At 67.4% G+C, this 24,809-nt stretch carries 23 protein-coding genes and 1 other RNA gene; 2 read left to right on the top strand and 22 right to left on the bottom strand.

Annotated features, from left to right (window positions below; all coding sequences use genetic code 11):
• Window positions 1-30 precede the first annotated feature (30 nt).
• From SL003B_RS04705 to ruvC, 16 genes are all read right to left on the bottom strand, one after another.
• Entirely contained in the window at window positions 31-1,203 is a 1,173-nt protein-coding gene (locus SL003B_RS04705; protein WP_013651678.1) for a phosphoserine transaminase, read from the bottom strand.
• 180 nt (window positions 1,204-1,383) lie between these two features.
• The gene (locus SL003B_RS04700; protein WP_013651677.1) at window positions 1,384-2,214 is read right to left on the bottom strand and encodes an outer membrane protein; all 831 of its coding nucleotides are present in this window, start codon (window positions 2,212-2,214) and stop codon (window positions 1,384-1,386) included.
• Window positions 2,215-2,435: 221 nt separating this feature from the next.
• Complete coding sequence (gene glmM, locus SL003B_RS04695) at window positions 2,436-3,779, bottom strand: phosphoglucosamine mutase (protein WP_041375380.1); 1,344 nt, start codon at window positions 3,777-3,779, stop codon at window positions 2,436-2,438.
• Window positions 3,780-3,932: 153 nt separating this feature from the next.
• Window positions 3,933-5,858, bottom strand: a complete 1,926-nt coding sequence (gene ftsH, locus SL003B_RS04690; RefSeq protein WP_013651675.1) for an ATP-dependent zinc metalloprotease FtsH — start codon at window positions 5,856-5,858, stop codon at window positions 3,933-3,935.
• A 195-nt stretch (window positions 5,859-6,053) separates the two neighbouring features.
• Complete coding sequence (gene tilS, locus SL003B_RS04685; protein ID WP_013651674.1) at window positions 6,054-7,382, bottom strand: tRNA lysidine(34) synthetase TilS; 1,329 nt, start codon at window positions 7,380-7,382, stop codon at window positions 6,054-6,056.
• Window positions 7,366-8,343 carry a tol-pal system protein YbgF gene (gene ybgF / locus SL003B_RS04680; RefSeq protein WP_041375379.1) on the bottom strand — a complete coding sequence of 326 codons (978 nt, stop codon included), beginning with the start codon at window positions 8,341-8,343 and terminating at the stop codon, window positions 7,366-7,368. The genes tilS and ybgF overlap by 17 nt, the downstream gene beginning before the upstream one ends.
• Window positions 8,344-8,509: 166 nt before the next feature.
• The gene (gene pal / locus SL003B_RS04675; protein WP_013651672.1) at window positions 8,510-8,995 is read right to left on the bottom strand and encodes a peptidoglycan-associated lipoprotein Pal; all 486 of its coding nucleotides are present in this window, start codon (window positions 8,993-8,995) and stop codon (window positions 8,510-8,512) included.
• 176 nt (window positions 8,996-9,171) lie between these two features.
• Window positions 9,172-10,521: a Tol-Pal system beta propeller repeat protein TolB gene (gene tolB, locus SL003B_RS04670; RefSeq protein WP_013651671.1), complete on the bottom strand. Its 1,350-nt coding sequence runs from the start codon at window positions 10,519-10,521 to the stop codon at window positions 9,172-9,174.
• A 27-nt stretch (window positions 10,522-10,548) separates the two neighbouring features.
• The gene (locus SL003B_RS04665; protein WP_013651670.1) at window positions 10,549-11,526 is read right to left on the bottom strand and encodes a cell envelope integrity TolA family protein; all 978 of its coding nucleotides are present in this window, start codon (window positions 11,524-11,526) and stop codon (window positions 10,549-10,551) included.
• Between the two features lie 7 nt (window positions 11,527-11,533).
• A complete protein-coding gene (gene tolR / locus SL003B_RS04660) occupies window positions 11,534-11,983 on the bottom strand; it encodes a protein TolR (protein WP_013651669.1) in 450 nt (149 codons plus the stop codon).
• 3 nt (window positions 11,984-11,986) lie between these two features.
• Window positions 11,987-12,694: a protein TolQ gene (tolQ, locus tag SL003B_RS04655; protein ID WP_013651668.1), complete on the bottom strand. Its 708-nt coding sequence runs from the start codon at window positions 12,692-12,694 to the stop codon at window positions 11,987-11,989.
• Between the two features lie 277 nt (window positions 12,695-12,971).
• Window positions 12,972-13,418, bottom strand: coding sequence for a tol-pal system-associated acyl-CoA thioesterase (ybgC, locus tag SL003B_RS04650; protein ID WP_013651667.1), 447 nt, complete (start codon window positions 13,416-13,418; stop codon window positions 12,972-12,974).
• A 142-nt stretch (window positions 13,419-13,560) separates the two neighbouring features.
• Entirely contained in the window at window positions 13,561-15,675 is a 2,115-nt protein-coding gene (locus SL003B_RS04645) for a methyl-accepting chemotaxis protein (RefSeq protein ID WP_013651666.1), read from the bottom strand.
• 177 nt (window positions 15,676-15,852) lie between these two features.
• Window positions 15,853-16,896 carry a Holliday junction branch migration DNA helicase RuvB gene (gene ruvB, locus SL003B_RS04640; protein ID WP_013651665.1) on the bottom strand — a complete coding sequence of 348 codons (1,044 nt, stop codon included), beginning with the start codon at window positions 16,894-16,896 and terminating at the stop codon, window positions 15,853-15,855.
• A gap of 31 nt (window positions 16,897-16,927) precedes the next feature.
• Window positions 16,928-17,545: a Holliday junction branch migration protein RuvA gene (gene ruvA / locus SL003B_RS04635; RefSeq protein WP_013651664.1), complete on the bottom strand. Its 618-nt coding sequence runs from the start codon at window positions 17,543-17,545 to the stop codon at window positions 16,928-16,930.
• Window positions 17,542-18,045: a crossover junction endodeoxyribonuclease RuvC gene (gene ruvC, locus SL003B_RS04630; RefSeq protein ID WP_242390381.1), complete on the bottom strand. Its 504-nt coding sequence runs from the start codon at window positions 18,043-18,045 to the stop codon at window positions 17,542-17,544. The genes ruvA and ruvC overlap by 4 nt, the downstream gene beginning before the upstream one ends.
• A gap of 104 nt (window positions 18,046-18,149) precedes the next feature.
• On the opposite strand from ruvC, the gene SL003B_RS04625 reads away from it, so the two are divergent.
• A complete protein-coding gene (locus tag SL003B_RS04625) occupies window positions 18,150-18,908 on the top strand; it encodes a sulfite exporter TauE/SafE family protein (protein ID WP_013651662.1) in 759 nt (252 codons plus the stop codon).
• A gap of 76 nt (window positions 18,909-18,984) precedes the next feature.
• On the opposite strand, the gene SL003B_RS04620 is transcribed toward SL003B_RS04625, so the two are convergent.
• The 6 genes from SL003B_RS04620 to SL003B_RS04600 all read right to left on the bottom strand — a co-directional run bounded on the left by SL003B_RS04620 (window position 18,985) and on the right by SL003B_RS04600 (window position 22,240).
• Window positions 18,985-19,731 (bottom strand): YebC/PmpR family DNA-binding transcriptional regulator, encoded by a 747-nt coding sequence (locus SL003B_RS04620; protein ID WP_013651661.1) that lies wholly within the window; start codon window positions 19,729-19,731, stop codon window positions 18,985-18,987.
• A 94-nt stretch (window positions 19,732-19,825) separates the two neighbouring features.
• Complete coding sequence (locus SL003B_RS04615) at window positions 19,826-20,659, bottom strand: TIGR00282 family metallophosphoesterase (protein WP_013651660.1); 834 nt, start codon at window positions 20,657-20,659, stop codon at window positions 19,826-19,828.
• Entirely contained in the window at window positions 20,656-21,252 is a 597-nt protein-coding gene (locus tag SL003B_RS04610) for a 5-formyltetrahydrofolate cyclo-ligase (RefSeq protein ID WP_013651659.1), read from the bottom strand. Before SL003B_RS04610 ends, SL003B_RS04615 begins: the two co-directional genes overlap by 4 nt.
• A 62-nt stretch (window positions 21,253-21,314) precedes the next feature.
• A non-coding RNA gene (ssrS, locus tag SL003B_RS22670) (6S RNA) lies at window positions 21,315-21,472 on the bottom strand.
• A 92-nt stretch (window positions 21,473-21,564) separates the two neighbouring features.
• Complete coding sequence (locus SL003B_RS04605; protein WP_013651658.1) at window positions 21,565-21,936, bottom strand: cell division protein ZapA; 372 nt, start codon at window positions 21,934-21,936, stop codon at window positions 21,565-21,567.
• A gap of 7 nt (window positions 21,937-21,943) precedes the next feature.
• Entirely contained in the window at window positions 21,944-22,240 is a 297-nt protein-coding gene (locus SL003B_RS04600) for a DUF4164 domain-containing protein (protein ID WP_049792547.1), read from the bottom strand.
• A gap of 436 nt (window positions 22,241-22,676) precedes the next feature.
• On the opposite strand from SL003B_RS04600, the gene tkt reads away from it, so the two are divergent.
• Window positions 22,677-24,677 carry a transketolase gene (gene tkt / locus SL003B_RS04595; RefSeq protein WP_013651656.1) on the top strand — a complete coding sequence of 667 codons (2,001 nt, stop codon included), beginning with the start codon at window positions 22,677-22,679 and terminating at the stop codon, window positions 24,675-24,677.
• The last annotated feature ends 132 nt before the right edge of the window (window positions 24,678-24,809 follow it).

The raw sequence follows: 24,809 nt of genomic DNA, 5'->3' as shown, positions 1-24,809 counted from the left end.
GCAGCGCAGGTGGTTGGATGCGTTGTCGGATCAGGCGGCGTTGGCCAGCGCGGATTTCTGGGCCGCGAAGGCCCAATCCAGCCAAGGCACCAACGCCTCGATGTCGGACGTCTCTACCGTTGCCCCGCACCAGATACGGAAGCCGGACGGTGCGTCGCGATAGGCGCCGATGTCATGGGCGACCCCTTCGGACTCCAGCGCCGAAACCATCGCCTTGGCGAAGGCGGCCTGACCGGCCTCGTCGAGTGCGGTCACCACCGGATCGACGATCTTCAGGCAAACGGAGGTGTTGGAGCGCGTTGCCGGATCGACGGCGAGGAAGTCGACCCAATCGGTGCGCGCCACCCAGTCGGACAAAACCTTGGCATTGGCATCGGCGCGGCCGATCAGCCCGTCGAGGCCACCGATGGAGGCTGCCCAGTCGAGCGCGTCGATATAGTCCTCGACGCACAGCATGGACGGGGTGTTGATCGTCTCGCCCTTGAAGATGCCCTCGTTCAGCTTGCCCTTGGAGGTCAGCCGGAAGATCTTCGGCATCGGCCAGGCCGGGGTATGGCTCTCCAGACGCGCGACGGCGCGTGGGCTGAGGATCAGCATGCCATGAGCTGCCTCGCCGCCGAGCACCTTCTGCCAGGAGAAGGTGACCACGTCGAGCTTGGCGAAATCCATCGCCTGGGCGAAGGCCGCCGAGGTGGCGTCGCAGATGGTCAGCCCTGCGCGGTCAGCGGGGATCCAGTCGGCATTCGGTAGCCGCACGCCCGAGGTCGTACCGTTCCAGGTGAACACCACGTCGCGGCTGAAGTCGACGCTCGACAGGTCCGGCAGTTCGCCGTAGCCGGCCTCGATCACTCGGGCGTCGAGCTTGAGCTGCTTGACGACGTCGGTGACCCAGCCGGAGCCGAAGCTTTCCCAGGCCAGCATGTCGACGCCGCGCGCGCCGAGCAGCGACCACAATGCCATCTCGACGGCACCGGTATCGGAGGCCGGAACGATGCCGATCCGGTAGTCGGCCGGAACCTGGAGGACGCTGCGCGTCTTGTCGATCGCTTCGGCGAGCTTGGCCTTACCGACCTTGGCGCGATGAGAGCGCCCGAGCGGCGCATCGGCGAGGACCTCGAGGGACCAGCCGGGTCGCTTGGCGCAGGGACCGGAGGAAAAATGGGAATTTGCCGGCCGACGGGCCGGTTTTGCAGTCGCTGTCATGATGCTACCCTTTCAGATAGGCGCCCCTCGTTGGGGAGGGGTGTCCCGCTGACCGGCATAGGCTCATTGAGACGCGCGGTCAATGACCGAAAAGCAGCAGACCCCGTTTCGCCCGGCACCGACGAACAAAGGCCGGCGTTGCCGCCGGCCTTGCTGCGAAACCGAATGCCTCGGAGGCGATCAGAACCTGCGCGTGATCGGCTCGGACGGATAGAGCATCGACTGCGGCGCCGAAGCCGCGTAGCTGTCGAAGTTGTAGCGCACGCCGAGACGGATCTCGTGGGCGGTCAGATCTTTGTACTTCACGCGGCTCTGGCCGGTGCCGACGTTGTGCAGCTTGACCGACTTGGCGTCGCCGAGGTTCTTGTAGCGATAGCCCGCGTCGATGCTCCAGTTCGGCGTGACGGCATAGGAAGCACCGGCCATCAGGGCCCAGGCGAGGTTCCACTGGCTGTGCGAGCCGTCATAGGAGGTCGTCGCCGCCCCCGGGTTGGTCGACTTGACGTTCGAGACGTTCACCCAGGCCGCGCCGATGCCGGCGCCGACATAGGGCGTGATGTTGTACCACGTGCCGATGTCGACATAGCCGTTCAGCATCACGGTCCACACGTCGATGTCGGCGGTTTCGACCGAATAGCTGCCGAAGCAGGGCGCGCAGGGCGCCAAGCCCTTGTAGCCGGCCGGCGTCTCGTAGTCGACGGTCAGGTCGGCGCGGAAATAGTCGGTGAACTTGTAGCCGACGCCCGCGCCGATCATCCACGCGTCGTCGAGCTCGTTGCTGCGGAACCGCAGGTTACCGACCACCGGATCGTTGAACGACCCCTTCGGCTCTTCGTAGAGCTTGTAGCCGATGTCGCCGCGCAGGTACCAGCCGCCGACGGCCGGCACTTCGGGAATATGTTCGATAATCGGCGCCGGCATGTCGGCCGCGAAGACCGCGGTTGAAACGGCCATCGCGACGCCGGCCAAAGACAATTGCTTGAATACGCTGCCCATGTCCTGGTCCTTCATAAGAAGCGTCCGCACCGTTCGGCCGCGGCCCGCACTTGGAACACAGGCAATTATTTCACGAAAACGATTAAGGCAGACTTAACCGTATTCTTTAACCCAGATTTTTTACCTTAATACAGAGTTAACACGACAAGTGATCCGTAACATTGCCTTAAGTAAAGCACCCGCCATGGCAGCAGCCGTCCAAAAAGGGGCTATCGAACGGCGCGAACCGACGGCGATCAGGCCGCGGACTGGGCGACCACGTCGGCGATGTCGTTGACCACCTGGTTGACCAGGGCCGCGTCGTCGCCTTCCGCCATCACGCGGATCAGCGGCTCGGTTCCCGAGGCGCGGATGACGAGGCGACCGTCCTTGCCGAGGCGGCTGCGGCCGTCGTCGATCGCTAACCTGACGCGGTCGGTCTCCAGCGGCGTCCCGCCGGCGTAGCGCACGTTCTTCAGCACCTGCGGCACCGGCTCGAACTTGCGGCACACTTCCGACACCGACCGGTTCTGCTCGCGCACGCAGGCGAGCACCTGCAGCGCGGCGATCAGGCCGTCGCCGGTGGTCGCGAAGTCCGACAGCACGATGTGGCCGGACTGCTCGCCGCCGACGTTGTAGCCCTCGGCCCGCATGTGCTCGACCACGTAGCGGTCGCCGACCTTGGTGCGGGCGAGGCTCAGCCCGAGCCCGCCGAGATAGCGTTCCAGTCCCAGGTTCGACATTACGGTGGCAACGATTCCCGGCGCCGACAGGCGGCCGCTGGATTGCCAGGATTCGGCGACGACCGCCATCAACTGGTCGCCGTCCACGGTCCGCCCTTGCTCGTCGATGATGATCACGCGGTCGGCGTCGCCGTCGAGCGCAATGCCGATGTCGGCGCGCACCTCGTGCACCTTCGCCACCACCGCCTCGGTCGATGTCGACCCGCAGTCCCTGTTGATGTTGAAGCCGTCGGGCGCCACGCCCAGGCTGACGACCTCGGCACCAAGCTCCCATAACGCCTCGGGGGCAACCTTGTAGGCGGCCCCGTTGGCGCAGTCGATCACCACCCGCAGGCCCTCCAGGCTCATCTCGCGCGGCAGGGTGCGCTTGGCGAACTCGATGTAGCGCTGCTGCGCCCCGTCAATTCGCTTGGCCCGGCCGAGGTCGGTCGACGCGGAAAGCCGCGACGTCAGATCGCTGTCGATCAGGCCTTCGATCTGCAACTCGATCTCGTCGCTGAGCTTGTAGCCGTCTGGGCCGAAGAACTTGATGCCGTTATCACCGAACGGATTGTGGGAGGCTGAGATCATCACGCCGAGATCGGCGCGCAGCGAGCGCGTCAGCATGGCGACCGCCGGGGTCGGCATCGGCCCGAGCAGGAAAACGTCGAGACCGACGGAGGTGAAGCCGGCGACCAGCGCGTTTTCCAGCATGTAGCCGGACAGCCGCGTGTCCTTGCCGATCACGACCCGGTTGCGGTAGCCGCCGTTGCGGAACATCAGGCCCGCCGCCATGCCGACCTTGAGGGCGACTTCCGCCGTCATCGGATGAATGTTGGCCGTGCCCCGGATTCCGTCGGTTCCGAAATATCTGCGCATGGTCTTGTTCGCTGCCCTCACTTCGCGTGCATGCCGCTCGTCTTAGCGCGAACGATGGCAGAAATCGGTTCAAAATTTGTGAGCGACTGTTACGACGGAAAACGCCCGGCCGCTTCGGCCGGGCGTCGTGTCTCGGGTTGACCGCTCCGGGGATCAGACCTGAGGCTGGGGTTCCATGCCGCCGGCCGGCTCGCCGCCCTCGCCGCCGCGCTTGGCGCCGGTGGTCGGCACTGCCGAGGAGCGGCCGATCGGCTGGTCGTCGTCCGTCTCGCGGATCGGCGGCTTGCCGGCGAGAAGGTCCTTGATTTCCTCGCCCGACAGGGTCTCGTACTCGAGCAGGCCCTTGGCGATCGTGTGCAGCTGGTCCTCATGCTCGCTGAGGACCTTCTTCGCCGTCTCGTAGCCCTGGTTGACGAAGGCCTTGATCTCCGCGTCGACGATCTTCTGGGTCTCGTCGGAGACGTTCTGGCTCTTGGCGACCGAATGGCCGAGGAACACCTCTTCCTGGTTCTCGCCATAGAGCAGCGGGCCGAGCTTGTCGGACATGCCGAACTGGGTCGCCATCGCCCGGGCAAGACGCGTCGCCATCTGGATGTCGCCCGAGGCGCCGGAAGTAACCTTCTCGTAGCCGAAGATCATCTCTTCCGCCACGCGCCCGCCCATGGCGACGGCAAGGTCGGCCTTGCACTTGGCGCGTGTCAGCGACACCTGGTCCTTTTCCGGCAGGCGCATGACCATGCCGAGCGCGCGACCGCGCGGGATGATGGTCGCCTTGTGGATCGGGTCGGAGGCCGGCATGTGCAGGGCGACCAGCGCGTGTCCCGCCTCGTGATAGGCGGTCAACCGCTTCTCTTCCTCGGTCATCACCAGCGTGCGGCGTTCCGCACCCATCATGACCTTGTCCTTGGCGTCCTCGAACTCGGCCATGGTGACCAGGCGCTTGGACCGGCGGGCAGCCAGCAGCGCTGCCTCGTTGACCAGGTTCATCAGGTCCGCGCCCGAGAACCCCGGCGTGCCGCGCGCCAGCGTCTTGACGTCGACGTCCGGCGCCAGAGGCACCTTGCGCATGTGCACCTTGAGGATCTTCTCGCGACCGGTGATGTCCGGGTTCGGCACAACGATCTGCCGGTCGAAGCGGCCCGGGCGCAGCAGGGCCGGATCGAGCACGTCCGGCCGGTTCGTGGCCGCGATGATGATGATGCCCTCGTTCGGTTCGAAGCCGTCCATCTCGACCAGCAGTTGGTTCAGCGTCTGCTCGCGTTCGTCGTTGCCGCCGCCGAGTCCGGCGCCGCGATGACGGCCGACCGCGTCGATCTCGTCGATGAAGATGATGCAGGGCGCATTCTTCTTGGCCTGCTCGAACATGTCACGAACGCGGCTGGCACCCACGCCGACGAACATCTCGACGAAGTCGGAGCCCGAGATGGTGAAGAACGGTACGTTCGCCTCGCCGGCGACCGCGCGCGCGGTCAGCGTCTTGCCGGTGCCCGGAGGACCGACCAGAAGCACGCCGCGGGGAATGCGTCCGCCGAGACGCTGGAATTTCTGCGGGTCGCGCAGGAATTCGACGATCTCCTGCAGATCTTCCTTGGCCTCGTCGATGCCGGCCACGTCGTCGAAGGTGACGCGACCATGCGCCTCGGTCAGCAGCTTCGCCTTGGACTTGCCGAAACCCATGGCCTTGCCGCCCGAGCCCTGCATCTGGCGCATCACGAAGATCCAGATGCCGAGGATGATCAGCATCGGGAACCAGGAGATCAGCGCGCTGATCAGCGAGAAGTTCTCCGACGGCGGACGCGCGTTGATCAGCACGCCCTTCTCGCGCAGCTGCTCCACATACTGCGCGTTGTCCGGAGCATAGGACTGGAACGCGCCGCCATTGGTGTAGCGGCCAGTGATCTGCTGCTGCTGGATCGTGACTTCGCGGATTTCGCCCTGCTCAGCCTGGTTGAGGAACTGCGAGAACGGGATCTCGTTCGTTGCCGTCCGCTGGTTCGGGCTCTGGAACAGCTGGAACAGCGCGATCAGCAGGAGCGCGATGATCACCCAGAGAGCAAAGTTTCGGAAATTTGCGTTCATTTCGGTCCCTTGTCCACCGTGCGGTGGCCGTCTGCGCGCGGGTCTGTGCCCTTTGCCTGACAAGATAGGTCGGCGCGATGCCCCTGCCAAGGAGGTGCGCCATTGTTGCCCAGTTCGACTGACTTTTTTATTAAACCGCGCAATGAATCTTTGCCCGTCGCCTCCTCGCCCCTGACAGATGTCGCAAGGGTCCCGTCACCCCGTCCGCACAGCTCCCCCGACCTCCGGCGGAAACGGGCGGAATCGCGACACCCTCGCCTGCCCCTGATGCGCACGCGGCGCCATGAGGCCGGGGACGAACAGCAACCTTCCGTCCGCGTCGACGATCGCCGGCGCGCAGGCAAAGGCGTCCCGCGGCCAGCCCGTCGGCCACGTCAGCCGATCGATCTCGACGCCGGCCTCGGCCAGCGCACGCACGGCCAGTGACCCGCCATCGACCGGCGCCCGGACCAGGTAGCGGCCGTCCCAAATGCCGTCCTCGCCCGGTGCCAGGTCGAGCGGCGCCGGCCAGGTCCGCCCGCGCTCGCGCCACAGCCGCAGTACCGGCCCGCTGCGCCGCAACACCACCCCCCCCAAGGTCCGGCTCGCCGCCTCGCCGGCCAGCAGCGCCGCCGTGGCCGGCTCCAGAGCCTCGAGGCGCGGGCCGTGCTCGGCACCGCCGGTCGCTCGGATCAGGCGCGACAGCGACCGCAACCGCACCTCTTCGGGCGCTTCGGCGAGTGGCGCGACCGCGATCTCGGCCGGGCCCGCCGGATGGACGCGGCAATGGTCGCGGACCAGCCGCTCGGCCCAGCCGTCGAGCGCGTCGGCGGCCCGGCGCAGCCGCGCGGCCGTCGCCGCCAGGCGCGCCTGGTCGAGGCCTTCCTCCGCCAAAAGCAGGCCCAGTCGGCGCAGCCGGGCGCGCTTGTAGCGCAGGTCCGTGTTGGAGGGGTCTTCGAACCAGCTTAGGCCGGCCGCCTCCAGTGTTGCGATCAGCCGCGCCTTGGGCACGTCCAGCAGCGGTCGCAGGATCCGTACGCCGACTGGCCCGTCGGCCTCGTCGGCGGCCATTGCGGCCAGTCCATAAACGCCGCTGCCGCGCGTCAGCCGGTCGAGGAACGTTTCTGCCTGGTCGTCGCGGTGATGGGCGACGGCAAGCGCAGAAAGCGACAGCGCGCGCATGCGGGCGCCGATCAGGGTGTAGCGTGCCTCCCGGGCGGTCGCCTGAAGATTCGGCGCTCCCTTGCGTCCTGCCCAGGTCAGGATTTCGTGCGGCAGACAATAGCCAGCGCACAGGCGGTGCACATGCTCGGCCTCGGCGCGCGCCTCGGCGCGCAGACCGTGGTCGACGGTGAAGACATGGGCCTGAGGTGCACGCGCGGTGCGGCGCTGCCAGTCGGCGAAGAGATGAAGCAGGGCGAGAGAATCCGCCCCCCCGGAAACCGCTATGGCCAATCGGTCCAGATCGAGCAGCGGCATGAACAGGGCGTCGGCGTCGTCCGACGAGAATGGCCGAACGGCGTCGGTCTCAGGAGCATCCGGCACGTTGCTGTTCGGCCCGCGCCTGGTCCAGGACCGCCTTCGGCGCCCCGGGGAATTTGGTCAGCAGTTCGGAATAGGTTGCGCAGGCAGCGTCGGTCTGGCCGAGACCGTTGAGCGACAGGCCCAGCTTCAGCAGACTGTCCGGCGCCTTCTGGTCGCCCGGATAGTCCGTGTAGGTCTTCAGGAAGGCATCGGCCGCGGCACGGTACTCGCCCTGCGCCAGCAGGCTCTCGCCCAGCCAGTACTGGGCATTGGAGACCAGCCGATCGTTCGGATAGGTGTCGATGAAGATGCGGAACGCCTGTTCGGCCTGAGCATAATCCCCATTCAGCGCGAAGGAATAGGCTCGATCGTAGTCCGTGCGGGCGTCGCCCGTCACGTCGAGGCTGGCGATCTGGCCGCCGATCGGATCGCCGACGCTCACGCCCGGCGGCGCCGTGCCGGTGGCAGGCGGCGACACCACCGCCTGTCCGCGGGCAAGCGCAGAGAGGTCGAGCGGACCGGCTCCCGGACCGGCTTCAACAGCCGCGCCCGCCGGTGCATCCCGATAGCCGCCGCTAGCGGCCCATTCGGCGTCGCCGGATCCCTCGGCCGGCAGGGTTCCGAGCGTACCGGAGGAGGCCGGCGGGATCGCTCCCGCCGACGTTGTCCCGTTTGCGGCCGTTGCCGGCGCGCTCGCGGGCGGCACGTCCGACCGTTTGGCCGGGCGTCCGCCTTCCAGTTGCTGGAAGCGATACTCGTTGTCTTCCTGCATGCGCCGCATCTGGTCCTGCAGCTCGCGCAGCTGGTAGGACAGCTGCTCGATCTGCCCGGTCAGCCGGCGCAGCCGTTCTTCCATGTCGTTGAGCCGCACCTGCGACTCGTCGTTGCCGCGCCCGAACAACTGGGCGCTGACGGGCGTGGACAGCGCCCCGATCATCCATACCGCAGCGGCCAGGGCCGCCAGGGTTCTTGCCATTGCCATGCTTTCCCTCCGGTCTGCCAAGAGGCATCCGATGGATAGCACAGGGCACGCCGACTTCGGCCAAAATTTGGCGGCTTCGGCAGAATGCGGCCGGCCGGTCATGCACGCATGCAAAAACGGCCGGAGGAGGACCCGCCGGCCGTCCGCAACGCGCGCGCCGCGCCGGTCAGCTGCCGGCGTTGTTCAGCACGGTGACCGCGCGCCGGTTCTGCGACCAGCAGCTGTCGTCGTTACACACCGCCACCGGACGTTCCTTGCCGTAGGAAATCGTGCGGATGCGGGACGCCGCAACGCCGCGCGAGACCAGATAATCCCGCGCCGAATTGGCGCGCCGGGCGCCGAGTGCGATGTTGTACTCGCGGGTGCCGCGTTCGTCGGCATGCCCCTCGAGCGTAATCGTGTACCTGCTGTAGAGGTTCAGCCACTGCGCCTGCTTGTCGAGCGTCGCCCGTGCCTGCGTGGACAGCGTCGATTGGTCTTCCGCGAAGAAGACCCGGTCGCCGACGTTGACGACGAAATCCTGGCCGCTGCCCGGCGTGACGTTGCCGTCCAGCCCGTCCGGCTTGGTCTGCGCGCATGCCGCAAGAGCCAGGGTCAGACCGATGATCGCCGCGATGCGCGCGCCGCGCGCCATCATACCCGTATTCAACATTCCGATACTCCTCGTCCCCACCGTGCCCCGACAGGGTGAACAGAACCTATACGATGGTCGTTAAGGGCCGGTTGGCAAATATGGTTGGCAAACCGTTAATCCGCCTTCCCGCCCCGGCGCGGCGGCATTGCCGCGCCGGGGTTTGCGTCGCGTGTAGCGACGGTAGACGTCCCGCCTCAGTCGATCAAGGGCGACCAGGACGGATCCGATGCGAAAGCCGGCGTGGTGACCCGCTGTTCGTTGTAGCCGGTCAGGTCGACCGTCCAGATCTGCGGCCCGCCGTTGGCTCCCGGCGTGTCGCGGAAGAACACCAGGACGCGGCCGTTCGGCGCCCAGGACGGGCCTTCGTTGTGATAGCCTTCGGTCAGGATGCGCTCGCCCTTGCCGTCGGGCCGCATGACACCGATCATGAACCGTCCCTGGTGCTGCTTGGTGAAGGCGATCAGGTCGCCGCGCGGCGACCACACCGGGGTCGAATAGCGACCGGGTCCGAAACTGATGCGTTGGGCGTTGGAGCCGTCGGCGTTCATGACATAGAGCTGCTGCGAGCCGCCGCGATCCGATTCGAACACGATCTGGCGCCCGTCCGGAGAATAGGACGGGCTGGTGTCGATCGCCGGCGTATTGGTCAGCCGCGTCGTCGCCCGCGAGCGCAGGTCCATGACGAAGATGTTGGCGTTGCCGCCCTGCTGCAGGCTCATGATCACCCGCTGGCCGTCCGGCGAGAAGCGCGGCGCGAAGGTCATGCCGGGGAAGTTGCCGACGATCTCGCGCTGTCCGGTCTCGATGTTGAGCAGGAAGACGCTCGGGTCGCCGCTGCCGAAGGACATGTAGGTGATTTCCTGGCTGGTCGGCGAGAACCGCGGCGTCAGCACCAGTTCGTCGCCGCGCGTCAGGTAACGCATGTTGGCGCCGTCCTGATCCATGATCGCCAGACGCTTGACCCGCTTGCTCTTCGGGCCGGACTCGTCGACGAAGACGATGCGCGTGTCGAAATAGCCCTTCTCTCCGGTCAGCCTCTCGTAGATCGCGTCAGCGATGATGTGGGCGAGCCGGCGCCAGTTTTCCGGCGTGGTGAAGAACTGCTGACCGAGCATCTGCTCCGACGCGAACACGTCCCACAAGCGGAATTCGGCCCTCAGGCGACCGTCCGCCTGGCGCGTCACCGATCCGGTGACCAGCGCCTGCGCGCCGATCGTCCGCCAGTCGCCGAAGCGTGGCGCCGTGTTCACGCTCAGGTTCTTCTCGATGAAGCTCGCCGGATCGAGCGGCCGGAACAGGCCGGAACGTCTCAGGTCCGCCGCGATTACCGACGTCAGTTCGCGTGCCAGCTGCGCGTCGCCGCCCTCCGGCGAGAAGTCCGGCAACGCGATCGGCATCGGCTCGATCTGGCCCTGCGTGATGTCGATCTCGATCAGGGCCGCGGCCGGTCCGGCGTGGAGAAGGCTCGCGGCCGCAAGAAGGCAGCCGGCCGCCGCCGCTTTGACGCGGGACAGGAAGCGGGTCGGGTTCGGCAAGTCTCTCATTGGCATAGAGGCTCCTGGTTCTTCGTCCTAACCGCCCAGCAGCTCGCGGGGGTCGAAATTGATGATCACGTCCTTCCAGGTCTCGTATTTGTTGCCCGGCAGCGAATACGGCGCGCAGCGCATCACCGCGCGCACGGCACTGTCGGAGGCCGCGCGGAAGGACGGGTTGGAACTGGAATTGAGCACGCGCGGGCTGCCGTCGACAGCCCCGTCGACGGTCAGCTGGAATTGCAGGCGCACCAGCAGGTCGTCCGCGCCGGCGGCACCGACCGGGGGATTCCAGCAGCGCGAGATCTGGCCACGCAGCGCGTCGAGTTCCGACTGCGACATGCGCACGTTGGCCTCCCCGCGCGCCGTGCCGAGCGATGCCGGCTGCGTCGAGGCGGCAGTGCCGCCGCCGGACGGATCGATCTTGTTGAGCAGCGCCGAGATCTGGTTCGGGTTGAAGGTGTCCTCGCGCGGCCTCTGGGCGGTCTGGGTCTTCGGCGGCGGCGTCGGCTTCGTGCGCGGCACCACCTTGACCGGCGTCGGCTCGGCCGTCTTCGGGGCAGCCTCCGCGGGCGCTTCGGCTGCCTTGGGTTCCGGCTCGGGGGCGGGGGCGGGCTCCGGGGGCGTCGCGACCGGCTCCGGTTTCGGGGGTTCGGGCTTCACCGGCGCCGGCTCGGGAGCGGGCGCCGGAGCCGGCGGCTCGGGCGCCTTCACCGGTTGAGGCGCTGGCCGCGGGCTCGGCGGCGTCGGCATTTCCACCTTGGCCTCGCCGGTCGTCTTTTCGGGATCCGGTGCATCGTCGCGCTTGGTTTCTGTCGGTCTGACCGCCGCCACCTCGCGCAGTTCCGCGTTTCTCTCGCCCTTCAGCACGCGCGTGACGTCCTCGATCGGAATCAGATCCACCGACAGGGATTCAACCGGCTTGACCTCAAAGCGTTCCGAAGCCGGCAGGGCGATGAAACCCCAGGCCAGAACCGCCAGATGACCCGTCACTGAGGCGATGAAGCCGCCGCGCATGATTTCCTTAGGAACCCCGTTCCTCGAGTGTCACCAGCCCGAGCCGCTTGAACCCGGCCGCGTTGATCCGGCCCATGACCCTCATCATGGTGCCGTAGTCCGCATTGCTGTCACCGCGCACATAGATGCGTTCGTCATATCCGTTGGCCGCGATGGCCTCGAGTTTCGGCACGACCTCGTCCAGAGGGATTTCCGTGTTCTGGATGAAGATCTGGCCGGCGGCGTTGACCGAAATGGTGATCGGCTCGGTGTCCCCTTCGAGCGGTTTGGCACGAGATTCCGGCAAATCGATGGGCACGCCGACCGTCAGCAGGGGTGCTGCCACCATGAAGATGATCAGCAGCACGAGCATGACGTCGACAAACGGCGTCACGTTGATTTCGCTCATCGGCGCATGGCGGCGGCGCCGGCGGCGACCGCTGCCCGAACTTCCGCCCGTTCCCAGTTGCATCGCCATCGGCTAGATCCGCTCGTCGATCTGGCGCGACAGGATCGCCGAGAATTCGTCGGCGAAGCCCTCCATACGGGCCGACAGCTTGCCGACATCCGTCGACAGCTTGTTGTAGGCGATGACCGCGGGAATGGCGGCGAGCAGGCCCAGTGCGGTCGCGAACAGCGCCTCGGCGATGCCCGGCGCCACGACGGCGAGGTTGGTGCTCTCCGAGGCAGCGATCGCCTGGAACGAGGTCATGATGCCCCACACCGTGCCGAACAGGCCGATGAACGGCGCCGCCGAGCCGACAGTCGCCAGGATCAGCAGGCGGGCCTCAAGGCGCTCGATCTCGCGCTGGATGGTCACGTCCATGACACGGTCGATGCGCTGCTGCAGGCTTGCCAGCGCCGGCCGCGCGCCTTCGTGGCTGCGCTTCCATTCGCGCATCGCCGCCACAAACAGCGCCGCCATCGAATGGTTCGCCCGGTTCGACAGGGTCTTGTAGAGCTCTTCCAGCGACTGGCCCGACCAGAACACGGTCTCGAACCGCGTCATCTGGCGCTTGGTTCGCGCGAAGAGCACGACCTTGTCGAAAATGATCGCCCAGCACCACACCGAGGCGCCGATCAGCCCGATCATGACCAGCTTGACGACGATATGCGCCTGCAGGAACAGGGCGAAGAACGACAGGTCGCCATGGGGGGCCGCCAACGTCGACTGCGCGATTTCATTCATGTAAGTGGGACCTCTTGGCCGTGGAGTATGAGCCTGTTGCAGCGCGTCGCGCCTGCCATCATGTCCGTACCGAAACATTCGGTCCAACTCCCGGACCGGCGGCTTTCCTGACCGCTGAATTTGGCAAAACTGGGACTTCGCAAGGAGAAACGGTTCAGCCTAAAGGAATCGATTAAGGTTACTCCCGTGTTAAAGACACGGTCGGTTCACGAACATTTTTTCGCAATCGGATAGGTGCTGCTGCATCGCGCCCGCTGCCAGCACGCGCCGCATCGGCTCAGGCGGGCCGAAGCCGGTCGGCGATGGTGCGGGGCAATCGGGTCGGGCGGCCGTCGGCACCGATCACCGCGACGGTGACCGCCGCAGAAGCGATGAGGTCGCCATCGCGTTGCGCCTCCTGGAGGAGCACGATGCGCGCCCCGCGCAACTCCACCAGGCGCGTGCCGATCTCCAGGACGTCGTCGATGCGCGCAGGCTTGAGGAAGTCGATGTCCATATGCCGCACAGCGAATGCCAAAGCGCTGCCGTGCTGCCCCTCGGCGAGCGCGTGGTGATGGACGCCGGCAAGACGCAGGAAATCGGAACGGCCGCGCTCGAAGAATTTCACATAGGCCCCGTGATAGACGACCCCGGTGAAATCGGTGTCCTCGTAGTAGACGCGGACGGCAAGGACGTGGCTGCCGTCGCTCAATCGCCCGGAGAGGTCGGGCCAACGCGCTGTCATTGCTCGCATCCTGCGTTGTCGCGGGGCTCCCATTTCCGACAATCCGGCACCTTGCGCAAGGCCCGCGCCGGAGACCGCCAAAGGAAAAGGGCTCCGCCGGGACAAGCCGCTGCGAAGCCCTTGCCGAAGGGGTACGACCGGGTCAGGCTGCGGCCACCTGGTCGAGGAAGCGTTCCACGGAGCGGCGCAGCGTCTCGGCCTGCCGTTTCATTTCGAGTGTCGCGCTTTGCATGGTCGCCGCGGATTCGGAGTTTTCCGTGACGTCCTCGTTGAGGGCGGCCACCGCCGAAGTCACGGCGAGGGTCCCCTGCGCGGCCTCCGCGACGTTGCGCGAGATCTCGCCCGTCGCCGAGCCCTGCTCGCGTACCGCGCCGGCGATCGAGGCGGTGTAGTTGTTGACCTCCTCCATCGACTGCGACACTTCCGCGATCTTCTCGACCGCGTCCGAGGTCGATGCCTGGATGGCGGCGATTTGGGTTGAGATCTCCTCCGTCGCCTTGGCGGTCTGACCGGCCAGTTCCTTGACCTCGGCCGCGACCACGGCGAAGCCCTTGCCCGCATCGCCGGCGCGCGCCGCCTCGATGGTGGCGTTCAAGGCCAGAAGGTTGGTCTGCTCGGCGATCGCCTGGATCAGCGTAACCACCTCGCCGATCTTGTTGGCCGCATTGGCAAGGCCCGAGATCTTGGCGTTGGAGGACTGCGCATTGGCCGTCGTCCGGCCGACGACATCCGCCGTCGTCGCCACCTGGCGAGAGATTTCCGCGATGGATGCGTTCAGTTCCTCCGTCGCCGAGGCGACGGCCTGCACGTTCGCGGAGGCGTTTTCCGAATCGCCCACCGCCTGCGCGCCCCGACTTGCCGCTACGGCCGAACGGTCGCTCAGCACCGCCGAAATCGCCTCGACGCGAGTAATGTTCTCCTCCACCGCACCGAGCACAGACTGCGCCTCGCTGCGGAAATTGCTGATCAGCGTATCGATCGCCATCTCGCGATTCTCCCGCGCGATATGGCCGACCTTGCGCTCCTCCGCCAGGCGTTCTCGTTCGATCGAGCTGTCCTTGAACACCGCGATGCAGCGGGCCATCTCGCCGATCTCGTCGCTGCGCTCGATCGCGTTGATCTCAACGGCAAGCTCGCCGTCGGCGATACGCCGGGCCGCCGCCGACAGCGTCGCCAGCGGCGCGAACATGCGGCCCGTGAGCCACCAGACGATCGCCATCATGGGCAGCAGGCACACGACCGCCGAGATGATCACGCCGTAGGTGATCCTGGAGGCGGCGGCGGAAAGTTCGGTCTGCTCGACCGCTTCGGCGACGGAGAACGCCTTGTCCCCGACCGTGCTCTCCACCTTGGAGAAGCGCATGGCGGTGCCGCCGATGGTGAGCGTGTCCGGCGCCGTGTTGATCTCCGCCAGGCGATGGACCTCCACCGGCCCGCCCCCGGCCGCGAACATGGCCACGGTGCCCTCGCCGTCGATCAGCAGCGCGCGCTCAGTCTCTCCAACGCCGGTCCTGTCGCTCATCAGGGCGGCCAGGCGGTCCATGTTCACCGTATAGGCGACAACGCCGAAGAAGCGGTCGAGATAATAGACGGGTGCGGCAAGGACCAGCTTGACCGTGCCGTCCGGCCGGATGCTGAAACCGGACGTGGCGGTTTGCCCGGCGGCCAGCGTTCCGGCCCCATTCGCCGCCAGCAGCGGTGCGACGGCAGCCTTCAGCGGACTTGCCGCCAGTTCGGGCGCCTCGACGTGGCGGGCGAAGTCCTCCTCCTTGCGGAAGGTATAGATGATGTTGCCCTCCACATCCGACAGGGCGACGTCCGAGAACAGGCCCTGCCCGATCAGGTCCTGGAAGGCGATGTGCACGGCCCCGTGATTGCTGGCGTAGTAGTTCGAGTTCGCGACCTCGACCAGGAGGTGGCGTTCGCCTTCCGGATGCGGGTTGTTGTCGACGAAGACGTCGCGCAGCTGTGCGGTCTGGTTTTCCTTGAGCGCCTTCCAGCCCGCTGTGGTCTTCATCAGGGCATCCTTGGCGTCGGTCAGCGACGCGAAGAACTTCGCGGCGTCGGTGACCTGGGCAAGCGCCAGTTCCAGCGTCTTGCGCTTGCCCTGGGTCGCGCTCGTCAGTGCCCGGTCGGCCTGTTCGTTCGCGACGCCGCTCGCAAGGTTTGCGGTCACGACCACCGTCGCAGCGCACATCACGGCGGCACCGGCGAAGAACATCAGCGCAAGCTTGTTCGAAAGGCGGTTTCTGATCATTGAAAGGCTCCCCCCAAGATGCGGCATTGTCGCCAGAAGGGGGAAACAAAACCTTAAAACGGGCGCGACCTCCACGCACAACTGTCGATAGCGCAGGTAACATGGTCCTGCGCATCCTGATCGTCTTTCGCGGTGCGGCGAGATCTGGCAAGACCGGCGTAAGAACCGGCGTCCGCCTCACGACGCGTCGTCGGCGAAAAGCCCCAATTGCGGTACGTCGGGACGCTGCGGCACGGCAAGGCCGAGGTGGCGGAACGCCAGGGCGGTGAGCAGGCGGCCGCGCGGCGTGCGCTGCAGGAAGCCGTTCTGGATCAGGTAGGGCTCGACGATTTCCTCGATGGCGTCGCGCGGCTCGGACAGCGCCGCCGCGATGGTCTCGATGCCGACCGGTCCGCCGCCGAAATTCAGCGCGATCTGCGTCAGGTAGCGCCGGTCGAGGCTGTCGAGCCCGGCACCATCGACCTCCAGTTGCGACAGCGCCCGGTCCGCCACCTCGCGGTCGACCGCCTGCTTGCCGGCCACCACCGCGAAATCGCGCACCCGGCGCAGCAGCCGCCCGGCGATACGCGGCGTGCCGCGCGAGCGCTTGGCGATTTCCCGCGCCCCGTCCGGCGCCATGCCGATGCCGAGGATGCGCGCGCCGCGGTTGACGATCAGTTCCAATTCCTCGACCGTGTAGAATTCGAGCCGGACGGGAATGCCGAACCGGTCGCGCAGCGGCGTCGTCAGCAGCCCGAGCCGGGTCGTCGCCGCCACCAGCGTGAACTTGGCGAGGTCGATCTTGACCGAGCGCGCCGCCGGCCCCTCGCCGATGATCAGGTCGAGTTGGAAATCCTCCATCGCCGGGTAGAGCACTTCCTCCACCGCCGGGCTCAATCGGTGGATCTCGTCGATGAACAGGACGTCGCGTTCCTCCAGGTTGGTCAGCAGCGCCGCGAGGTCGCCCGCCTTGGCGATCACCGGCCCGGAGGTGGCGCGGAAGTTGACGCCGAGTTCGCGCGCCATGATCTGGGCCAGCGTCGTCTTGCCGAGACCCGGCGGGCCGACGAACAGCACGTGATCGAGCGCCTCGCCGCGCGCCTTCGCCGCCTCGATGAAGATCTTCAGGTTGGCGCGCGCCTGCGCCTGGCCGACGAACTCGTCGAGCGCCTGCGGGCGCATGGTGGTGTCGATCTCGTCGCCCCGGATCTGCGGCGTCACGATCCGCTGGTTGTCGTCCATCCGCCCTCGTCCCGCCCTCGTCTCCGGGCCCTTACTGGGCCAGTTCCCTCAAGCCGAGCCGGATCAGCGTCTCGGTTGTCGCGGCCTCTCCGGCCGCCTTCAGCGCCCTGGCCACCGCCGCGCTCGCCTGCGGCTGGGCATAGCCCAGGTTGGTCAGCGCCGAAACCGCCTCGGCGACCGGCCGCGCCGCGACATCGTCGCCGACCGCTTGCGCCACGGCCAGCGTGTCGGCGTCGATGCTGGCATAGCCTGGCGCCTTGTCCTTCAGTTCGGCGAGGATGCGTTCGGCCACCCGCTTGCCGACCCCCGGAGCACGCGAGATCGTCGCCTTATCGCCGAGCGCGATGGCATTGGCGATCTCGCCCGCCTTGAGCACGCCGAGCACCGCCAGCGCCACCTTGGCCCCGACGCCCTGCACCGTCATCAGCAGGCGGAACCACTCGCGTTCGGCCTCCTGGGCGAAGCCGTAGAGCCGGATCATGTCCTCGCGCACCAGCGTCTCGATGAACAGCACCGCCGCCTCCCCGGTGCGCGGCAGGCCCTGCAGCACGCGCGAGGGGCAATGCACCTGGTAGCCGACCCCGTGCACGTCGAGGACGACATGGTCCTCGCCGTAGCTGTCGACGATGCCCTTGAGCTTGCCGATCATGCCGCACCCGCCTCCGCCAGGCGCGCCTGCGCCGAGCCCCTGTGATGCGCGTGGCAGATCGCGATGGCCAGCGCGTCGGCCGCGTCGTCGGTGTCGAACCGCGCCCGCGGCATCAGGATCTTGACCATCGCCCGAATCTGCTCTTTCTCCGCGTGGCCCGTGCCGACCACCGTCTTCTTGACCAGGTTCGGCGCGTATTCGGCGACGGGCAGGCCGGCCAGCGCCGGCACCAGCAACGCAATGCCGCGCGCTTGACCGAGCTTCAGCGTCGCGCCCGCGTCCTTGTTGACGAAGGTATGCTCGACCGCCGCCTCGGCCGGCTCCTCGCGGGCGACGATCGCGGACAGGCCGTCGTGCAGCTGCACCAGCCGCTCGGCCAGACCCCGCTTGTCGTCCGAGGTCACCGTTCCGGCGCCCAGAAAGGTCAAGCGGTTACCGAGCGCCTCGATCAGGCCCCAGCCGGTGCGGCGCAGTCCCGGATCTATGCCGAGGATTCGAATCGGATGCATCATGGAACAAAGCGGTAACAAAACTCGCGCCTTGACGCCACAAAAGCCTGCCGCTACGCCTCGCGCTGCCGTCCTTTTCCCGCCTGCGGGGCTTCATGCTCGATTTCGCCGCCGTCGACCCGGCCAATCTCTGGCTCGCGATCGCCACGCTGACCCTCGCCGGCCTGGTCCGCGGCTTCGCCGGCTTCGGCGCCGGCATGATCTACATGCCCGTGGCCGCCAGCCTGATGCCGCCGCCGATCGCCGCCGCCAGCTTTCTGGTGCTCGATTCCGTCGTCGCGCTGCCGCTCGTGGTGCGCGCTGCGCGCATCTGCGACTGGAAGACGGTCACGCCGACCGTCGTCGGCGCCGTGCTGTTCGTCCACGCCGGCGCCTGGCTGCTCGCAAACACCGACGTCCTGCTGCTGCGCTGGACGATTTCCGCCCTGGTGATCGCACTGCTCGCCCTGCTGGTGTCGGGCTGGCGCTATCACGGCACGCCGACGCGACCTGTCTCGTTCGGCGTCGGCGCGGTCGCCGGGGTGCTAGGCGGTGTCAGCCAGGTGTCGGGACCGCCGGTCGTCGCCTTCTGGCTCTCCGGCACCCAGTCGCCCGCCATCGTGCGCGCCAACCTCATCATGTTCTTCGCACTGGCCAGCCTGGGCAGCTACGTCGCCTACTGGCTCGCAGGGTTCTTCACCCTCGATGTCCTGCGCCTGATCGCGCTCGGCTTTCCCGCCTATGCGTTGGCGATCTTTCTCGGCTCGCGCGGCTTCGGTAAGGCCAACCCGGCTCTCTACCGCGTGATCGCCTACACCCTGATCGCCGTCGCAGCGCTCACCAGCCTGCCCATCCTCGACGGCCTGCTGCGCTGACGCCAGACCGGCGCGCACGAAAAAGGCGGGGTCGAGCCCCGCCTTCCGACCGATCCAGCTGTTTCGCCTGGCCACGTCAGCCGGCGAGCGCCGCCATCGTCTCCTCGTCGATGTCGAAGTTGGCGTAGACGTTCTGCACGTCGTCATCGTCCTCGAGCAGGCCGACCAGCTTCATCAGCGTCTGCGCCTTTTCGGAATCGACCGGCGTCAGCGTCTGCGGCTTCCAGACGATCTTGACCGATTCCGGCTCGCCCAGCGCGCCTTCCAGGGCCTTGGACACGTCGCCCAGGTCCTCGAATGCGCAGATGATCGTGTGGGTGTCGGCATCGGACTGGACATCCTCCGCCCCCGCCTCGATCGCCGCCTCCAGCACCGTTTCCGCGCCACCCGCCTTGCCCGGGTAGAGGATCTCGCCGACCCGGTCGAACATGAACGACACCGAGCCCGTCTCGCCCATCGCCCCGCCGCACTTGGTGAAATAGGAGCGCACGTTGGACGCAGTGCGGTTGCGGTTGTCGGTCAGCGCCTCGACGATGACCGCGACGCCGCCCGGACCGTAGCCCTCGTAGCGGATCTCGTCGTAGGATTCCGCATCGCCGCCCTGCGACTTGTTGATCGCCCGCTGGATGTTCTCCTTGGGCATCGACTGCGCCTTGGCGTTCTGGATGGCGAGGCGCAGGCGCGGGTTCGAGGCTGGGTCCGGATCGCCGTGCTTGGCGGCGACGGTGATTTCCTTCGACAGCTTGGAGAAAAGCTTCGAGCGGACCGCGTCCTGGCGGCCCTTGCGGTGCATGATGTTCTTGAACTGTGAATGTCCGGCCATGGTATTCCCGGCAGTTATTGATCGTTTGTCGTGCGGAATGCGACGCTTATAGGCAAAGGCGCCGGCAAAATCCAGTGGCCGCGAACGCCGCCCGTCAGCGTCCTGCGCTGCTCCAGAACGGTGGCAGCACGGGCTCGAGGCGCCCGCCGATGCGCACAGGTGCAACCACCGTCGCGAGCCCCGTGGCGTCGTCCGTCTCCACCGCCACCCCGCAGATCGTCGCTTCGCCGAGCGCCGGGGTGAAGCGGCTGCCCGGCACCTTGCGCAGGAAACGCTGCAGGGGCTCATCCTTTTCCATGCCAAGCACGCTGTCGTAGTCGCCGCACATGCCGGCGTCCGAAAGATAGGCCGTGCCACCCGGCAGGATCTGGTGGTCGGCCGTCGGCACGTGGGTGTGGGTGCCGACGACGAGGCTGGCCCGGCCGTCGAGGAAATGGCCCATCGCCTGCTTCTCGCTGGTCGCCTCGGCGTGAACGTCGACCACGATGGCATCGACCACCACGCCGAGCGGGCAATCGTTGAGCGCCCGGTCGATCGCCGCGAACGGATCGTCGAGGCTTTCCATGAACACCCGGCCCATGACGTTGGCGACCAGCACCCGTGCACCGTTGCGCGCCGTGTAGAGATTGACGCCGCGCCCCGGCGTGCCGGGCGGGAAGTTCAGGGGCCTCAGCAGGCGGTCCTGACGCTCGATGTAGACCAGCGTTTCCCGCTGGTCCCAGATGTGGTTACCGGTCGTCACCACGTCGGCCCCGGCGTCGAGCACGTCCTGCAGGATCTGCTCGGTGATGCCGAAGCCCGAGGCGGAATTCTCGCCGTTGACGATGACGAAGTCGAGCCCGTGGTCGGCAACCAGGCCCGGCAGCGCCTCGATGACCGCGGTCCGGCCGGCGCGTCCGACCAGGTCGCCGAGAAACAGCAGCTTCATGTGTCCACGCTCGTGTCGAACCGGCGGTAGCCCGCCTCGGTCAGGATGGCCTCGAGCGGCTGGTCGTGCGGCTCGGTCGGCACGTGATCCACCTCCTGCACGGAAAAGGCAAGGCCGATGCGCCGCACCGGCCCGAGCCGCTCCAGCGCCGCGATCGCCGTGTCGTAGTGGCCCTTGCCGTAGCCGAGCCGTCCGCCCCTGCGATCGAACGCCGCCAGCGGCACCAGCAGCACGTCCGGCCGCAGTTCGGGCGACGCCTCCTCCGGCTCCACCGTGCCGAAGCCCGCCGGAACCAGCCTGGTCTCGCGGTCGAGCCGGCGGAAGATCATGTGGGGCTTCCTGACCACCGGCAGGCACAGCTGGTGGCCGGCCTGCTGCAGGCGCGCCATCAGCGGACGCGGATCGATCTCGTCGCGGATCGGCCAGAAACCCGAGACGACTGCCCCCGGCACGATGTCGAGCACCTCGGCGGCTTCGGCGAGCGCGAGGCCGGCCTCGATCCGCCGCGTCGGTGGCAGCGCCGCACGCCGCCCCAGCGCCTGCTCGCGCAGGGCTTCCTTCAGGTCGGCGATGGCGGTCGGGGCTGCGGTCACGGCACGATGGCTGGCTGATGCGGGGCGGATGTCGGGCCGCGCGCACGGCCTTGCGAAGAGCGGACGCAGCCACACAGACCGTTGGAAGGTGCAATCCCGGGAAACCTACAGTGTAGGTGGGCGCCGTGTGCTCCAGCCCAGGGGCCGGAACAGGGACAGCTCCCTAGGGAATGCGTAAGGCCCCGGGGATAGTGTTTCCTGACGAGTCGCGCAGCCGCGCCGTCCCGAATATAGGCTGCCGGCTCGGCCATTGCCAGAGCGATTGGCAGAGCGACTGGCAGAGTCCCGGCCCTGCTTCGGCCGCCGCTCGGCTCACCCCTGCCGGAGGCTCCGGTTCAGCCCCTCGGCCAGTGTCTCGATGCGCCTGGCCGCATCGTCGATCTTGGCGACCAGGTCGGCCTCGCTGCGGTTCATGTGGTCGAGCGCCGCCGCCCGCGCGTCGCGGGTCGCCGCCAGTTCGCTTTCCAGCGCCTTGACCTTCTTCTCCATCTCCGCCAGCTCGTCGGTGACCATGATGCCTGCCATTACCGTCAGCCGCTGGTCGCCGATCTCGCCGAAGTTCCGGCGCAGTTCGTCGATACAGCCGTCGAACCGCCGCGCAAGCCCGATCAGCCGCTCCTCCTCGCCGTCGTCGCAGGCCATGCGGAACGAGCGCCCATTGATGGTGACGTTGATCTGCGCCATTCGCGGGTCAGCCTCCGTGCGCGTCCAGAACCGTGCGGATCGATTCCATTGCGGAGACCAGCCGCCGCGACACGTCGCGATTGGCTTCCTCCAGCCCCTTGGCGCGCGCCTCGACCCGGTCAAGCGTGGCGGCAAGTTGCGAGCGGTCCTCGCCGAGCCGCTGCAGGTCCTCGTGCAGCGCGTTCAGCGAGCGATCGCTGTCCAGACGCCGCTCCACCGACGCTTCCAGGTGCCCGAGGGCCGTTGAAAGCCGCGCCAGTGCGGATTCGAGTGTACGGCTCGCCCCCGAGCCTGCATCTGCCATCAGGTCAAACCCACCTTGTCAGGCATACCACCACGGCGGCGCCAACCGAAAACCGGCCCTGAACACAACTCCTGGCGGTGTCCCGGAGAGCCCACGCAAGATTTAAAGCAAGCTGCGAGCGCGCGGCAATAAGAGGATGAACAAACTTAACGGTTTTTGAACGCGCTCACCGTCCGAGGGAACTTTAGGCAAACCGCAGAGGCTGCGTCAATGGCGCGCAGGCCGCCTCCGCAACGCGGCTTGCGCCCTGCGGCACTTTCGCCTTTGTTGACTCGCCAAGGGTTCCTGATATTTGTCGGGCGCCTTTGGTCGGCCCTCGGGCGGATGCCGCCTGCGACAGGCGCGGCGACCCGCGCATCGACCCCGTGTCCCAAGCCGGAGAGAAGGCGCACCTCGAAGAGACCGGCGCTTCGCCGACCCAAGCAGCGGGATGAATATGACCGATCTTGAAAAACACCAGCGCATGGCGAACGCGATCCGCTTCCTGGCGATGGATGCCGTGGAAAAGGCCAAGTCCGGCCACCCGGGTCTGCCCATGGGCGCAGCCGACATCGCGACGGTGTTGTTCACCCAGTTCCTGAAATTCGACCCGACCGCTCCCGACTGGCCCGACCGCGATCGCTTCGTGCTGTCCGCCGGCCACGGTTCGATGCTTCTCTACGGCGCGCTCTACCTGCTCGGTTACGAGGACTTCAGCCTCGACGAACTGAAGAACTTCCGCCAGATCGGCGCCAGGACCGCCGGCCATCCCGAATTCGGCCATGGCGCCGGCATCGAGACGACCACCGGCCCGCTCGGCCAGGGTCTTGCGAACGCCGTCGGCATGGCGATCGCCGAGCGGCTGCAGGCCACCCGCTTCGGCGACGATCTCGTCGACCACTACACCTACGTGCTCGCCGGCGACGGCTGCCTGATGGAAGGCATCAGCCAGGAGGCGCTGACGCTGGCCGGCCACCTGAAGCTGAGCAAGCTGATCGTCATCTGGGACGACAATGGCATCTCGATCGACGGCCGCGTCGACGTCACCGATTCCACCGACCAGATCGCCCGTTTCGAGGCCTCCGGCTGGGCGACCATCCGCGTCGACGGCCACGATCCGGCTGCCATCGCCGCCGCCCTGCGCACCGCCCAGGCCAGCGACCGCCCGACCCTGATCGCGGCCAAGACCACCATCGGCTTCGGCGCGCCGACCAAGGCCGGCAGCGCCAAGGTTCACGGCTCGCCGCTCGGCGCCGACGAGATTGCCGCCACGCGCAAGGCGCTGAACTGGCCGCACGCCCCCTTCGAGATCCCCAGCGACGTTCTCGACGCCTGGCGCATCGCCGGTCTGCGCTCGGCCCACGCGCACAAGGACTGGGAAAAGCGCTTCGCCGCCAAGGACGCCGAGACGCGCGCCGAATTCGAGCGCCGCAACCGCGGCGACCTGCCCGCCGCCCTCAAGCCGGCGCTCCAGGCCTACAAGAAGAAGTTGGCGGAGGAGCGCCCGACGCTCGCCACCCGCCAGGCCTCGGAAGCGGTGCTGACCGTCATCAACGAGGTGGTGCCCGAAACGATCGGCGGCTCCGCCGACCTGACCGGCTCCAACAACACCAAGACCCCGCAGACCCTGCCGGTGACGCCGGACGATTTCTCCGGCCGCTACATCCACTGGGGCATCCGCGAACACGGCATGGCCGCGGCCATGAACGGCATGGCGCTGCACGGCGGCGTCATTCCCTATTCCGGTACCTTTCTGGTCTTCTCGGACTACTGCCGTCCCGCCCTGCGTCTCGCCGCGCTGATGAAGCAACGGGTCATCCACGTCATGACCCACGATTCCATCGGCCTTGGCGAGGACGGCCCGACGCACCAGCCGGTCGAGCACTTCGCCGCCCTGCGCGCCATTCCCGACCTGCTGTTCTTCCGCCCCGCTGACGTCACCGAGACGCTGGAGTGCTGGCAGCTGGCGCTGGCCGCCGACGACAAGCCGTCGGTGCTCGCCCTGACGCGCCAGGGCCTCGCCGCCCAGCGCACCGCCTTCGAGGAAGACAACCTGTGCGCCCGCGGCGCCTATGTCCTGGCCGACGCCGAGGAAGGCGCGGCGGCGACGATCTTCGCCTCCGGCTCGGAGGTCGAGATCGCCATGGCCGCCCGCACCGCCCTGGCCGCCGACGGCATCGCCACCCGCGTGGTGTCGGTGCCCTGCTTCGAGCTGTTCGAGCAGCAGTCGGACGACTACCGGGCTGCCGTGATCGGCAACAGCCCGGTCAAGGTCGCGGTCGAGGCCGGCATTCGCATGGGCTGGGACCGCTTCATCGGGTCGGACGGTCTGTTCGTCGGCATGACCGGCTTCGGCGCCAGCGGCCCCTACAAGGAACTCTACGCGCATTTCGGCATCACCTCGGCCGCCGTGGCGGCCGCGGTCAAGGCCGGCCTCGCCGGCAAGGAGAACGTCTGACAGACGGCGGCGGCGTCCCCGGCCCGGCGGGCGCCGTTCTTCTTTCTCACGGGCAGGTGGACTCCTGCCCACAACTCGGTCGGCGCCCGCCGACAGGCCGGCGCCGCGGTGCCGGCGGCGGCGCCCGCAAGG

This window comes from Polymorphum gilvum SL003B-26A1 (genome assembly GCF_000192745.1).
GTDB classification, from domain to species: Bacteria; Pseudomonadota; Alphaproteobacteria; order Rhizobiales; family Stappiaceae; genus Polymorphum; species Polymorphum gilvum.
Note: the sequence above shows the minus strand (reverse complement) of the source record. Positions and strands in the feature narration are given on the sequence as shown.